At 57.8% G+C, this 13,470-nt stretch carries 13 protein-coding genes; 10 read left to right on the forward strand and 3 right to left on the reverse strand.

Annotated features, from left to right (window positions below):
• Positions 1-209: 209 nt before the first annotated feature.
• Positions 210-524 (reverse strand): transcriptional regulator BolA, encoded by a 315-nt coding sequence (gene bolA / locus REA38_RS21060; RefSeq protein ID WP_004940361.1) that lies wholly within the window; start codon positions 522-524, stop codon positions 210-212.
• Positions 525-838: 314 nt separating this feature from the next.
• On the opposite strand from bolA, the gene REA38_RS21065 reads away from it, so the two are divergent.
• The 8 genes from REA38_RS21065 to REA38_RS21100 all read left to right on the forward strand — a co-directional run bounded on the left by REA38_RS21065 (position 839) and on the right by REA38_RS21100 (position 9,747).
• Positions 839-1,417, forward strand: coding sequence for a lipoprotein (locus REA38_RS21065; RefSeq protein ID WP_308886568.1), 579 nt, complete (start codon positions 839-841; stop codon positions 1,415-1,417).
• A gap of 51 nt (positions 1,418-1,468) precedes the next feature.
• Positions 1,469-2,947, forward strand: a complete 1,479-nt coding sequence (gene ampG / locus REA38_RS21070) for a muropeptide MFS transporter AmpG (protein WP_308886569.1) — start codon at positions 1,469-1,471, stop codon at positions 2,945-2,947.
• A gap of 440 nt (positions 2,948-3,387) precedes the next feature.
• Complete coding sequence (cyoA, locus tag REA38_RS21075) at positions 3,388-4,338, forward strand: cytochrome o ubiquinol oxidase subunit II (protein ID WP_025301763.1); 951 nt, start codon at positions 3,388-3,390, stop codon at positions 4,336-4,338.
• Positions 4,339-4,341: 3 nt separating this feature from the next.
• Positions 4,342-6,333 (forward strand): cytochrome o ubiquinol oxidase subunit I, encoded by a 1,992-nt coding sequence (gene cyoB / locus REA38_RS21080; RefSeq protein ID WP_033637313.1) that lies wholly within the window; start codon positions 4,342-4,344, stop codon positions 6,331-6,333.
• Positions 6,323-6,937 carry a cytochrome o ubiquinol oxidase subunit III gene (locus REA38_RS21085; RefSeq protein ID WP_308886570.1) on the forward strand — a complete coding sequence of 205 codons (615 nt, stop codon included), beginning with the start codon at positions 6,323-6,325 and terminating at the stop codon, positions 6,935-6,937. The genes cyoB and REA38_RS21085 overlap by 11 nt, the downstream gene beginning before the upstream one ends.
• Positions 6,937-7,275, forward strand: coding sequence for a cytochrome o ubiquinol oxidase subunit IV (locus REA38_RS21090; RefSeq protein ID WP_004940369.1), 339 nt, complete (start codon positions 6,937-6,939; stop codon positions 7,273-7,275). The genes REA38_RS21085 and REA38_RS21090 overlap by 1 nt, the downstream gene beginning before the upstream one ends.
• Before the next feature lie 17 nt (positions 7,276-7,292).
• Entirely contained in the window at positions 7,293-8,183 is an 891-nt protein-coding gene (cyoE, locus tag REA38_RS21095; protein ID WP_019454196.1) for a heme o synthase, read from the forward strand.
• A 199-nt stretch (positions 8,184-8,382) separates the two neighbouring features.
• Complete coding sequence (locus REA38_RS21100) at positions 8,383-9,747, forward strand: MFS transporter (RefSeq protein WP_033653267.1); 1,365 nt, start codon at positions 8,383-8,385, stop codon at positions 9,745-9,747.
• A 34-nt stretch (positions 9,748-9,781) separates the two neighbouring features.
• Here the strand turns inward: REA38_RS21100 and REA38_RS21105 are convergent, their stop codons facing one another.
• Complete coding sequence (locus REA38_RS21105; RefSeq protein ID WP_004940373.1) at positions 9,782-10,273, reverse strand: YajQ family cyclic di-GMP-binding protein; 492 nt, start codon at positions 10,271-10,273, stop codon at positions 9,782-9,784.
• Positions 10,274-10,455: 182 nt separating this feature from the next.
• Between REA38_RS21105 and panE the strand changes: the two genes are divergently transcribed.
• Both panE and yajL read left to right on the forward strand, forming a co-directional pair.
• Positions 10,456-11,367: a 2-dehydropantoate 2-reductase gene (gene panE, locus REA38_RS21110; protein WP_308886572.1), complete on the forward strand. Its 912-nt coding sequence runs from the start codon at positions 10,456-10,458 to the stop codon at positions 11,365-11,367.
• Positions 11,330-11,920 (forward strand): protein deglycase YajL, encoded by a 591-nt coding sequence (gene yajL / locus REA38_RS21115; protein ID WP_308886574.1) that lies wholly within the window; start codon positions 11,330-11,332, stop codon positions 11,918-11,920. The genes panE and yajL overlap by 38 nt, the downstream gene beginning before the upstream one ends.
• A 65-nt stretch (positions 11,921-11,985) precedes the next feature.
• Here the strand turns inward: yajL and thiI are convergent, their stop codons facing one another.
• On the reverse strand, positions 11,986-13,434 hold the full coding sequence (gene thiI, locus REA38_RS21120) for a tRNA uracil 4-sulfurtransferase ThiI (protein ID WP_060429534.1): 1,449 nt from the start codon (positions 13,432-13,434) through the stop codon (positions 11,986-11,988).
• Between the last annotated feature and the right edge of the window lie 36 nt (positions 13,435-13,470).

The following is a 13,470-nucleotide window of genomic DNA, read 5'->3' on the forward strand; positions in this document are numbered from 1 at the left end:
GAAAGCTAGGCGGCGCAGGCGCGCTAAAACTCACACTTTTGCCGATTCGATCGCCAAAAGGCCGCCAAAACAGCCCGAACGTTGGCCACATTGCGCATCGGCCGTGTCGTCGTCAAAAACAGAAACGGCCCGCAGGCCGTTTCAAAATTCGTCAGTAGTAATACCCTAATTCAAGGGCAAAGTTCCACTGATACCTGAAAATTTCCCCCTCAGGCCAGCGTCCCGGCGCCGCGACACGGCGGCGAGGCCGGCACGGTATCCTGCAACCCTTCCCACTCTTTGAGCGTGTAGGTGTGCAGCGCCAGCGCGTGTACGCCGTCCGCCAGCTCCTCCGACAGCACGCCGTAGATGGAGCGGTGGCGCGTCAAAAAACGTTCGCCGACGAAGCGATCGCTGACCAATACCACTTTGAAATGGCTTTCTGAGCCCGCCGGAACGTTATGACGATAGCTTTCATCAACGACTTCCAGATACGCGGGCTCAAACGCCGCCCTTAACTTTGCTTCTATTTGCTCGCGAATCATAGGATCTCCTTACAACACCGGCAGAGGACCGTGCCCATCTAGTTCAATATTAGCCGGTTTCCCCCCGTTTAGACCATCGCCGGGACAAATTTCTCTTTTATGCGGTCAAATGATGAGCGTCATCCCCGCCGCTTGGGGGATTATCCGATTGAGCGGGCCAAAAAAGCGTGTTTTTATCAACGGCAGGTAAAAATTTGTCACTCAGGCGCCTTCCGCGCTTCCACCGCACGGCGGCGATGCTATGATGTCGGCAATTTGTTGTCGGCTATCCCGCTCTGATTATTGCTAAATCCATCGAGAATGAGACAGAAAACATGTTAAAGAAACTTTGTCTTCCTTTGCTGGCCGCCCTGCTGCTGGCCGGCTGCGCGACCAGCAGCAACACCTTGAACGTCACGCCGAAAATCGTTCTGCCGCAGCAGGATCCTACCCTGCAGGGCATCACCGTCAGCATCAACGGCGCGGATCAGCGCACCGATCAGGCGCTGGCCAAGGTGAACCGCGACGGCCAGCTGGTCACGCTGACGCCATCGCGCGATCTGCGTTTCCTGCTGCAGGAAGTGCTGGAGAAACAGATGGGCGCACGCGGCTACATGATCGGCGCCGACGGCCCGGTGGCGCTGCAAATCGTCGTCAATAATCTGTACGCGGACGTCTCCGAAGGCAACTTGCGCTACAACATCACCACCAAAGCCGACATCTCGATCATCACCCAGGCGAAGAACGGCAACAAGCAGGTGAAGAATTACCGCTCGACCTATAACGTGCAGGGCGCCTTCACGGCCACCAACGAGAAGATCACCGACGCCGTCAACTCCGTGCTGGGCGACGTGATCGCCGATATGGCCCAGGACACCAGCGTCAACGATTTCATCAAGCAAAACGCGCGCTAATCGCCGCGCCTTGTGCCGCCCGGCGGATCGGGCGGCGCAGACAGGGAACTCATGTCGAAACACTATCTGAACATTTTCACCCAGCGTAACTCCGCCATTCTGCTGCTGCTGGGCTTCGCGTCGGGTCTGCCGCTGGCATTGACCTCCGGCACGCTGCAAGCCTGGATGACCGTCGAAAATATCGATCTGAAAATCATCGGCATCTTCTCGCTGGTGGGCCAGGCCTACGTATTCAAATTCCTCTGGTCGCCGTTCATGGACCGCTATACCCCACCGTTCCTCGGGCGGCGGCGCGGTTGGCTGCTGGTCAGCCAGCTGCTGCTGGTGGCGGCGATCGTGGCGATGGGCTTTATGCAGCCCGCGCAGCACCTGTGGTGGCTGGCGGCGTTGGCGGTGCTGGTGGCGTTCTGCTCCGCCTCGCAAGATATCGTGTTCGACGCCTACAAGACCGATCTGCTGAAAGCCGAAGAGCGCGGGGCGGGCGCGGCGATCTCGGTGCTGGGTTACCGGCTGGCGATGCTGGTTTCCGGCGGCCTGGCGCTGTGGCTGGCGGATCGCTATTTCGGCTGGCAAGCCACCTACTGGCTGATGGCCGGATTGATGCTGATCGGCGTGGCCGCCACGCTGCTGGCGCCGGAGCCGGACGAAAGCATCCCGGCGCCGCGCACCATGGAACAGGCGGTCGTCGCACCGCTGCGCGATTTCTTCGGCCGCAACAACGCCTGGCTGATCCTGCTGCTGATCGTGATGTACAAAATGGGCGACGCCTTCGCCGGCAGCCTCAGCACCACCTTCCTGATCCGCGGTGTGGGGTTCGACGCCGGTGAAGTCGGGCTGGTCAACAAAACCCTCGGCCTGTTCGCCACCATCGTCGGCGCCCTGTTCGGCGGTGTGCTGATGCAGCGTCTCAGCCTGTTCCGCGCGCTGATGCTGTTCGGCGTCCTGCAGGCGGTCTCCAACCTCGGGTATTGGATCCTGGCGGTGACCGACAAGAGCCTGCTCACCATGGGCAGCGCCATCTTCCTCGAAAACCTGTGTGGCGGCATGGGCACCGCGGCCTTCGTGGCGCTGCTGATGACGCTGTGCAACCGTTCGTTCTCCGCCACCCAGTTCGCGCTGCTTTCGGCGCTGTCCGCCGTGGGGCGCGTCTATGTCGGCCCGATCGCCGGCTGGTTCGTCGAAGCCCACGGCTGGCCGTTGTTCTACCTGTTCTCTATCGCCGCCGCCCTGCCCGGCTTGCTGCTGCTCGGCATCTGCCGTCAGACGCTGGAGCACACCCAGCAGCATGGCGACTTCATGCCGCGCACCGAGTTTTCAGAATCTTACCGTTGGGCGCTGCGCCTGCTGACGCTAGGCTGTTCGCTGTTGGGCCTGTGGTTGCTGTTGCTGATCGCCAATGCGCTGGACTGGACGCAGGCACCGCTGCTGGCCGATCGGCTGCTGCAGATCGGCGCCGCGCTGAGCCTGCTCGGCGTCGCGATGGGCAGCGCGCTGGATTACCTCGCCCTTCGCCGCACCCGTTTGGCATAATCTGACCGGCCGGCGATTTCGCCGGCCGAAAAAAAAGCGATCCGGGGGTATATTTATTTCGGTAAAAAAAGATAATCGGCGCGAAAATTATTTTTTTATCCGACTGCCGCGCTCGGAAATAAAATTAAATTCACCTTTAAGACACAATTATTTTACATTAAATAAACCTTTTCTTCGTATTTCCCTGCCGCGCATTTCTTCGCCAAATTCATCATACCTTTAGTTTTCCTTAACATACGGGCTGCTCGTCACGATTCAGCGTGCCAACGCGTTGTTGTCATTAGTAAATTGTCACGCAGGGTTACATCTGTGACCCCCTTAACAGAAAGTGTCAACAAGCCGCTGACACTCCCTTAAGCATGTTTACAGTACTGCAACCTTCCCGTAAAATGCCCGCACACATGAAACGACAATTGAGCCTTTGTTATTGAGGTCGTTAGATGAGACTTAAGAAATACAATAAAAGTATTGGGATGCTGTCATTAATCGCAGCCACTGTATTGCTCAGTGGTTGCGATATGGTTTTGATGAATCCCAAAGGAGCAATTGGTGTTGAGCAACGGACACTGATTATCACTGCAATCGCGTTGATGTTGATCGTGGTGGTGCCAGTTATCTTCATGGCGTTCGCCTTTGCCTGGAAGTATCGCGCTTCCAACAAAGACGCCAAGTACAGTCCGAACTGGGCCCACTCCAACAAGATCGAAGCGGTCGTCTGGACCATTCCTATCATTATCATCGCCATCCTTGGCACCATTACCTGGAAGACCACCCACGAACTCGACCCGTTCAAGCCGATTGTCACCGACAAGAAGCCGATGACGATCGAAGTAGTGTCGCTCGACTGGAAATGGCTGTTCATCTACCCGGAACAAGGCATTGCGACCGTTAATGAGCTGGCTTTCCCGAAAGATGTTCCAGTCGAATTCAAGATCACCTCTAACTCGGTAATGAACTCGTTCTTTATCCCGCAGTTGGGTGGACAGATTTATGCGATGGCCGGCATGCAGACCAAACTGCACCTGATCGGCAACGAAGCCGGTGCCTACAAGGGCATCTCCAGCAGCTACAGCGGCGCAGGCTTCTCCGGCATGAAATTCACCGCGATCGTTACCCCGACCGAAGGCGACTTCGATCAGTGGGTAGCCAAGGTGAAGGCATCGTCTAAAAACCTGAACACCACCGACGACTTTAACAAACTGGCAGAGCCGAGTGAAAACAACCCGGTTGAGTACTTTGCCGCTGTCAAACCGAATTTGTTCAAAGAAACAATTGCCAAATTCATGGGCGACATGGATATGCACAAGGGCGCTGGCGCGCACGAAGGCATGGACATGAGCCAAGGTATGGACATGGGTGAACATGCTGCTCACGCCGGAGCCGAGGAATAACTGATGTTGGGAAAATTAACACTTGATGCGGTTCCGTACCACGAACCGATCATCATGGTCACCGTAGCCGCAATTATTGTCGGGGGCCTGGCAGTGCTGGCGCTGCTGACATATTTCGGCAAATGGAAGTGGTTGTGGAGCGAATGGCTGACTTCGGTCGACCATAAAAAAATTGGTATCATGTACATCATCGTGGCGATGGTCATGCTGCTGCGCGGTTTCGCCGACGCCATCATGATGCGTAGCCAGCAGGCGTTGGCGTCCGCCGGCGAAGCCGGGTTCCTGCCGCCGCACCACTACGACCAGATCTTCACCGCGCACGGCGTTATCATGATCTTCTTCATGGCGATGCCTTTCGTGGTCGGTCTGATGAACGTCGTAGTGCCGCTGCAAATCGGTGCGCGCGACGTCGCCTTCCCGTTCCTGAACTCCCTGAGCTTCTGGTTCTTCGTGGTGGGCGTTGTGCTGATCAACATCTCCCTGGGGGTCGGTGAGTTCGCTCAGACCGGTTGGCTGGCGTATCCGCCGCTGTCGGGTAAAGAGTACAGTCCTGGCGTCGGGGTTGATTACTGGATCTGGAGTCTGCAGATTTCCGGTCTGGGTACCCTGCTGACCGGCGTGAACTTCTTCGCCACCATTCTGAAGATGCGTGCCCCAGGCATGCCTATGATGAAGATGCCGGTGTTCACCTGGGCGGCGCTGTGTACCAACGTCCTGATCATCGTTTCTTTCCCAATTCTGACCGTCACCATCGCGCTGCTGACCCTGGATCGCTATCTGGGCACCCATTTCTTCACCAATGATATGGGCGGCAACATGATGATGTACATCAACCTGATTTGGGCCTGGGGTCACCCAGAGGTGTATATCCTGGTTCTGCCGGTGTTCGGCGTGTTCTCCGAAGTCACCGCGACCTTCTCCAGAAAACGCCTGTTCGGCTATACCTCACTGGTATGGGCAACCATCGCGATCACCGTTCTGTCGTTCATCGTCTGGCTGCACCACTTCTTTACCATGGGGTCCGGCGCGAACGTTAACGCCTTCTTCGGTATCGCCACCATGATCATTTCCATCCCGACCGGGGTGAAAATCTTCAACTGGCTGTTCACCATGTATCAGGGCCGTATCAAGCTCAACTCCGCGATGCTGTGGACCGTTGGCTTCATCATCACCTTCTCCGTGGGTGGTATGACCGGCGTTCTGCTGGCGGTGCCGGGCGCGAACTTCGTGCTGCACAACAGCCTGTTCCTGATCGCTCACTTCCACAACGTCATCATCGGCGGCGTGGTGTTCGGTTGCTTCGCGGGCCTGACCTACTGGTTCCCGAAATCCTTCGGCTTCACGCTGAACGAAAAATGGGGCATCCGCGCGTTCTGGTTCTGGATCATCGGCTTCTTCACCGCCTTCATGCCGCTGTACGCATTGGGCTTTATGGGCATGACCCGTCGTATCAGCCAGAACATCAACCCTGAGTTCCACCCTCTGCTGCTGGTTGCAGCCGGCGGTGCGGCGCTGATCGCCTGCGGCATCCTGTGCCAGCTGATTCAGATCTTCGTCAGTATCCGTGACCGCGAACAGAACCGCGATCTGACCGGTGACCCATGGGGCGCTCGTACTCTGGAGTGGTCAACTTCGTCTCCACCGCCGTTCTATAACTTTGCCGTAGTGCCACAGATTCATGACCGTGATGAATTCTGGGACATGAAAGAAAAAGGCGAAGCGTATAAGAAACCGGCTAAATACGAACCGATTCATATGCCTAAGAACACCGGCGCCGGCGTGATCATCGCCTTCTTCAGCCTGGTATTCGGTTTCGCAATGATTTGGGAAATCTGGTGGATGGCTCTGGCCGGCTTCATCGGTATGATCGTTGTCTGGATCGGCAAGAGCTTCGATCACGATGTTGACTACTATGTGCAGGTTGATGAAATCGAGCGCATTGAGAACCAACACTACGAACAAATCCGTAAAGCAGGCGTGAACCATGTCAACTGAAACTCTGACCAATCATAACGCAGCCCATGCAGAGTATGGGCACCACGACGCGGGAGAGACCAAAGTCTTCGGATTCTGGATCTACCTGATGAGCGACTGTATTTTGTTTGCGAGCTTGTTCGCGACTTATGCAGTCCTGGTGAACGGGACCGCTGGCGGTCCCTCAGGTAAAGACATCTTCGACCTGAAGTTTGTCCTGGTCGAAACTTTCCTGCTGTTGTTCAGCTCCATCACCTACGGCATGGCGATGATCGCCATGAACAAGGGTAAAGTTGGCGGTGTAAACACCTGGCTGTTCCTGACCTTCCTGTTTGGTCTGGGCTTCGTGGCGATGGAAATCTATGAATTCCATCATCTGATCGCCGAAGGCTTCGGTCCGGATCGCAGCGCGTTCCTGTCCAGCTTCTTCGCGCTGGTCGGCACCCACGGTCTGCACGTAACTTCCGGCCTGATTTGGATCATCGTGCTGATGATTCAGGTGAGCAAGTTCGGCCTGACCGCGACCAACAAAACCCGCCTGATGTGCCTGAGCCTGTTCTGGCACTTCCTGGACGTGGTCTGGATCTGCGTATTTACCGTTGTCTACCTGCTGGGGGTTATGTAATGAGCCATTCATCCCATGAAACCTCTCACGGCGGCGCAAGCCACGGCAGCGTGAAGTCATACCTGATCGGCTTTATTCTGTCGATCATCCTGACGGTAATTCCATTTGCGATGGTAATGAACGGCACTGCCTCTCATTCCACCATCCTGGCGGTTGTTGTCGGCATGGCGGTTATCCAGGTGATTGTTCACCTGGTTTACTTCCTGCACATGAACACCTCATCGGAAGAGCGCTGGAACCTGGTGGCATTGCTGTTCACCGCTATGATCATCGGTATCGTTGTTGTAGGTTCACTCTGGATTATGTACAACCTCAACATCAATATGATGGTCGATTAAGAGCTGAGCTGCACGTGATGATTAAGCAATACCTGCAAGTCACTAAACCAGGAATTATTTTCGGCAATTTAATTTCTGTCGTTGGGGGATTCCTGCTCGCTTCCAAAGGGAGCATCGACTATCCCCTGTTTCTCGCCACCCTGGTGGGTGTCTCGTTGGTGGTCGCGTCGGGCTGTGTGTTTAACAACTACATCGACCGCGACATCGACAAGAAAATGGAGAGAACGAAGAATCGGGTGCTGGTAAAAGGCCTGATCGCGCCGAGTGTCACCCTGGTTTATGCGACCGTTCTGGGTATTGTGGGCTTCGCGTTGCTGTATATCGCGGCCAACCCGCTGGCCATGTGGCTGGCGGTGATGGGCTTCGTGGTTTATGTCGGCGTTTACAGCCTGTACATGAAACGCCACTCGGTCTACGGCACGCTGATCGGCAGCCTGTCGGGCGCCGCGCCGCCGGTTATCGGCTACTGCGCGGTAACCAACGAGTTCGACGCCGGGGCATTGATCCTGCTGGCTATCTTTAGCCTGTGGCAGATGCCGCATTCTTATGCGATCGCTATCTTCCGCTTTAAAGATTACCAGGCGGCCAACATTCCGGTGCTGCCGGTGGTGAAAGGCATTTCCGTCGCCAAGAACCACATCACGGTCTACATCCTGGCATTTATGATCGCCACGCTGATGCTGACCCTGGTGGGCTACGCCGGCTACAAATACCTGATCGTCGCTGCGGCGGTGAGCGTCTGGTGGCTGGGCATGGCGCTGCGCGGTTACAAAACCGAAAACGACAGCGTCTGGGCGCGTAAACTGTTCGTGTTCTCCATCGTCGCCATTACCTCGCTGAGCGTGATGATGTCGATCGACTTCAGCGCCACGGCGGCGCCTGAAGCGCTGGTGACCTACGTTTGGTAAGCCAAATCATCCGTAAATGGGCCGCTTTTGCGGCCCATTTTATTTGTCACGCCGAAAAGCGGCCGAACTGTAATATCTGTTAAACAACATTCGATTTACCCCCCCCTGCCCTGCACACTAAAATGACGCAGCTTTACAGAAATCATGCCATCAGGCGCTGTCTCAACGTCTGATGGCATGGTTTTTACCGAGGTTTGATGTGAACGATAATTCAATGACCCCGCAGGAGCGCCGCGCCACCTGGGGATTAGGCACCGTATTCTCCCTGCGCATGCTCGGCATGTTTATGGTACTGCCGGTGCTGACCACCTACGGCATGGCGCTCAACGGCGCCAGCGAAGCGCTGATCGGCATCGCCATCGGCATCTACGGCCTGGCGCAGGCGGTGTTTCAAATCCCGTTCGGCCTGGTGTCCGATCGCATCGGCCGCAAGCCGCTGATCGTCGGCGGCCTGCTGATCTTTGCCCTCGGCAGCGTGATCGCCGCCGCTACCGACTCGATCTGGGGCGTGATCCTCGGCCGCGCGCTACAAGGCTCCGGCGCCATCGCCGCCGCGGTAATGGCGCTGCTCTCCGATCTGACCCGCGAGCAGAACCGCACCAAGGCGATGGCGTTTATCGGCGTCAGCTTCGGCATCACCTTCGCCATCGCCATGGTATTGGGCCCTATCATCACCCACGCCTTAGGCCTGCATGCGCTGTTCTGGATGATCGCCGTACTGGCGCTGGCCGGCATTGTCATCACCCTGGCGGTGGTGCCTTCCGCCGACACTCACCTGCTGAACCGCGAGTCCAGCATCGTGCGCGGCAGCTTCCGCAAGGTGCTGAGCAACTCGCGCCTGCTGAAGCTCAACTTCGGCATCATGTGCCTGCATATCCTGCTGATGTCGAGCTTCGTGGCGCTGCCGCTGGCGATGGAAAAAGCCGGGCTGGCGGCCAGCGAGCACTGGATCGTCTACCTGGTCACCATGCTGGTGTCGTTCGCCGCCGTGGTGCCTTTCATCATCTATGCCGAAAAATATCGCCGCATGAAACAGGTGTTTATGGGCTGCGTGGCGGTGCTGTTCTGCGCCGAAGTGTTGCTGTGGCTCTCCGGCGCGCGCCTGTGGGGCATCATCGCCGGCGTTCAGCTGTTCTTCATAGCCTTCAACGTGATGGAAGCCATTCTGCCTTCGCTGATCAGCAAAGAATCGCCGGCCGGCTACAAGGGCACAGCGATGGGGGTCTACTCCACCAGCCAGTTTATCGGCGTGGCGATCGGCGGCAGCCTCGGCGGCTGGCTATACGGATTGCAGGGCGCAGGGCTGGTGTTTATCGCCGGCGCCGTGTTGGCCGCGGTCTGGTTCCTGGTCAGCAGCACCATGAAAGAGCCGCCGTATGTTAGCAGCCTGCGCATTACGCTGTCGGAACTGGCGGTAAAGGATTCGGCGCTGGAAAGCCGCCTGAAGGCGCAGCCCGGCGTGGCCGAAGCGATCGTGGTGCCGGAAGAGCGCAGCGCCTACGTCAAGGTGGATACCAAGCAGACCAATCGCGGTCAGCTGGAAGCGCTGGTCAATTCGCTATAAAGCATCAGGGCCGGCAATGCCGGCCCCGTAGAGATTAATCGCGGAAGTTCTTGAACTGGAACGGCTGCCCCAGATCGCCGCCGCGCACCAGCGCCATCACGCTCTGCAAATCGTCGCGTGACTTGCCGGTCACCCGCACTTCTTCGCCCTGGATCTGCGCCTGCACCTTCAGCTTGCTGTCTTTGATCAGCTTGACGATTTTCTTCGCCACAGAGGTTTCAATCCCCTGCTTCAGCTTGGCTTCCACGCTGTAGGTTTTACCGCTGTGGGTAAACTCTTCCGGGATCTCCAGCGCGGCGCCGTCGATGCTGCGCTTGCTCAGCTTTTCGCGCAGAATGTCGAGCAGCTGCTGCACCTGGAAATCAGACTCGGTGGCAACCTTGATGCTTTGGTTTTTCTCGTTTAGCTCAAAGCTGGCCGGCACGTTGCGAAAATCCCAGCGGGTGCCGAGATCGCGGGTGGCGTTCTCAACGGCGTTACGCACTTCCTGCATATCAATTTCGGAAACGATGTCGAAAGATGGCATACTTCTTCCTCCTGAATGAGTGCCTAATAGCTTAGGCGATTTTGATGCCGAGCATGATAACCGCTTTGCCGCCTCAGACAAAATCTGCTGAACGCACGCAGGGATAGCGCTTCGGGCTGCCATAAAGCCTATAGTTAATTCACGGTAATTGAGCGGTATTCCCGTGCTTCCAAGGAGACTGAATGAAAATAACCATTCTTGGTTGCGGCGCGCTCGGACAACTGTGGCTCTCCCGGCTGTATCAGCAGGGCCACGATGTACAGGGATGGCTAAGAGTGCCGCAGCCTTTTTGCGCGGTGAACGTGATAGAGCCGGAAGGCGTCTCGTTTAATCGCAACTTGCCCACTAACGATCCAGAGCACCTTGCGCAAAGCGAGCTGCTGCTGGTGACGCTGAAAGCCTGGCAGGTGTCCAGCGCGGTCAGCGCACTGCTGCCGAAGCTGAACCCCCAGTGCGCCATTTTGCTGCTGCACAACGGCATGGGCACCCAAGAGGAGCTACCGCCGAACGGCCAGCCGATCCTGCAGGGCACCACCACCCACGCCGCGCGCCACGAAGGCAGCACCATTATCCACGTCGCCACCGGCATCACCCACATCGGCCCGACCTCGCCGGCCGCCCAGCACCTCAGCCACCTGGCGGAAGTGCTGCATCAGGCGCTGCCCGACGTTGCCTGGCACAACAACATCGCCTCGGCCAACTGGCGCAAGCTGGCGGTCAACTGCGTGATCAACCCGCTGACGGCGCTGTACGGCTGCCGTAACGGCGATCTGCAGCGCTACCCGGAACAGATCGAAACGCTGTGCCGTGAAGTCGTCAGCGTGATGGCGATGGAGGGCTACCACACCTCCTGCGAAGGCCTGATGCAATACGTGATGGATGTGATCCACAGCACCGCCGACAACGTTTCGTCGATGCTGCAGGATATCCGCAGCCAGCGGCACACCGAGATCGACTACATCACCGGTTACCTGCTGCGCCGCGCGCGCAGCCACGGCCTCACGCTGCCGGAGAATGCGCGGCTGTTTGAACTGATTAAACGAAAGGAAAATGAATATGAGCGTATCGGCGCTGGTCTGCCTGGCACCTGGTAGCGAAGAAATCGAAGCCGTCACCACCCTCGATCTGCTGGTGCGGGCGGGCGTAAAAGTCACTACCGCCAGCGTTGCCGGCGACGGCGAGCTGACTATCGTCTGTTCGCGCGGCGTCAAGCTGCTGGCCGACGCGCCGCTGGTGGCGATCGTCGATGAGCCGTTCGACGCCATCGTGCTGCCCGGCGGCCTGAAAGGCGCAGAATGCTTCCGCGACAGCCCGCTGCTGGTAGAAAAGGTGCGGCAGATGCATCTGCAGGGCAACATCGTCGCCGCCATCTGCGCGGCGCCGGCGCTGGTGCTGCAGCATCACGATCTGTTCCCGATCGGCAACATGACCGGCTTCCCGGGCCTGAAAGACCAGATACCGGCGGATAAATGGATGGAGCGCCGCGTGGTGTACGACGCGCGCGTCAACCTGCTCACCAGCCAGGGGCCGGGCACCGCGATGGAGTTCGCGCTGAAGCTGATAGACCTGCTGCTCGGCAAGGCCAAGGCGGCGGAGATCGCCGCGCAGCTGGTGCTGATCCCGGGGATGTACGATTTTCGCGACTGAGCGGCTTGCCGATAAAAAAGGGCTGAACACCGGTTCAGCCCTTGTCGTTTATGCCGCTCCGTGCGTTACGGGCGATAAACCTTCACGTTGCTGAAGCCTTGCTCCAGCAGGTACAGCGCCTGCAGGCGGCTCATCACGCCGCGCTCGCAGTACAGCAGGTAGGTTTTGCTCTGATCCAGATCGCCGAACTGGGTGCTCAGCTTGTAGAACGGCAGCGCTTTCACTTCAACCTGTTCCAGCTGCAGCGGCTTCTCTTCCTGCTCGTCGTTGGAGCGGATATCCAGGATCACCTCGTCGGCGCCGAAGGCCGCGACGGTTTCCACCTCGGTCACCTGCTCCTGCGCCTGCTCGGCGATGGAGCGGATATCGACGTTCTTCGCTTCGCTCACCACCCGGTCGAGAATGCTGAAATCGAAGTGGCTCTCTTCCTCTTCGATCTTGGCCTTGATCGCTTTCACCGTCGGGCTCTTCGAAATCACACCGCAGTATTCCGGCATGGTTTTGGCGAAGTCTTCGGTGCCGATTTCGCGCGCCAGTTTGATGATGTGCTCTTTATCGTGCGAGATCAGCGGACGCAGGATCAGGGTATCGGACGCATTGTCGATCAAGCGCAGGTTGGTCAGCGTCTGGCTGGAGACCTGCCCCAGCGCCTCGCCGGTCACCAGCGCCTGCACGCCGTAGCGTTCGGCCACTTGCGAAGCAGCGCGGACCATCATGCGCTTGAGCACCACGCCCATCTGGCCGTCGTCGACCTTCTCCAGGATCTCACCCACCACCGGCTCGAAGTCGATGGCGACGAAGCGCACCTTATGCGAGCTGGCGAAGCGATTCCACAGGTAGTGTGCCACCTGCTTCACGCCAATCTCGTGCGCGGCGCCACCCAGGTTGAAGAAGCAGAAGTGCACGCGGCAGCCGCGGCGCATCAGCATGTAGCTGGACACGCCCGAGTCGAAACCGCCGGAAATCAGCGACAGCACGTCTTCCTGGGTGCCGACCGGATAACCGCCGATGCCTTCGAGGCGGCGTTTGACCAGCATCAGCTTGTCGTCTTCGATCTCCAGGTTTACCGTGACCTGCGGGCGGGTAAGGTTAACGCGCGCGCTTTCGATGTGTTGGTTCAGGCCGCCGCCGACGTAGCGCTCCACGTCCTGCGAGTTGAACGCCTGCTTGCCGCGGCGCTTGACGCGCACGCAGAAGGTTTTGCCTTCCAGCTGGGCGCGGTAGGCTTCCAGCGTCTGCTCAAAGATGTGGTGGATATCGGTATAAGCACGATCTTCCACTTCCAGAATATGGTGGATGCCGGGAATGCGCGTCAGGGCGTCGGCAATGATCGGCCGCTGGTTTTCATCTTTGGCGCGAACTTCGATATGATCCCAGTGACGGACGACCGCCAGCGTTTCATCATACTGCTTCAGGACGTTGCGAATATTGGTCGAGAGAATCTTGATAAAGCGCAAGCGCACAGATTGGCTCTTGATGGTGATTTCCGGGAACAATTTAATGATAAACTTCATGGCGGTCTTTGTTGTCAGATAAGAATTACGGCGCGG

This window comes from Serratia sp. MF1(2023), from assembly GCF_030954545.1.
Taxonomy (GTDB): Bacteria; Pseudomonadota; Gammaproteobacteria; order Enterobacterales; family Enterobacteriaceae; genus Serratia; species Serratia sarumanii.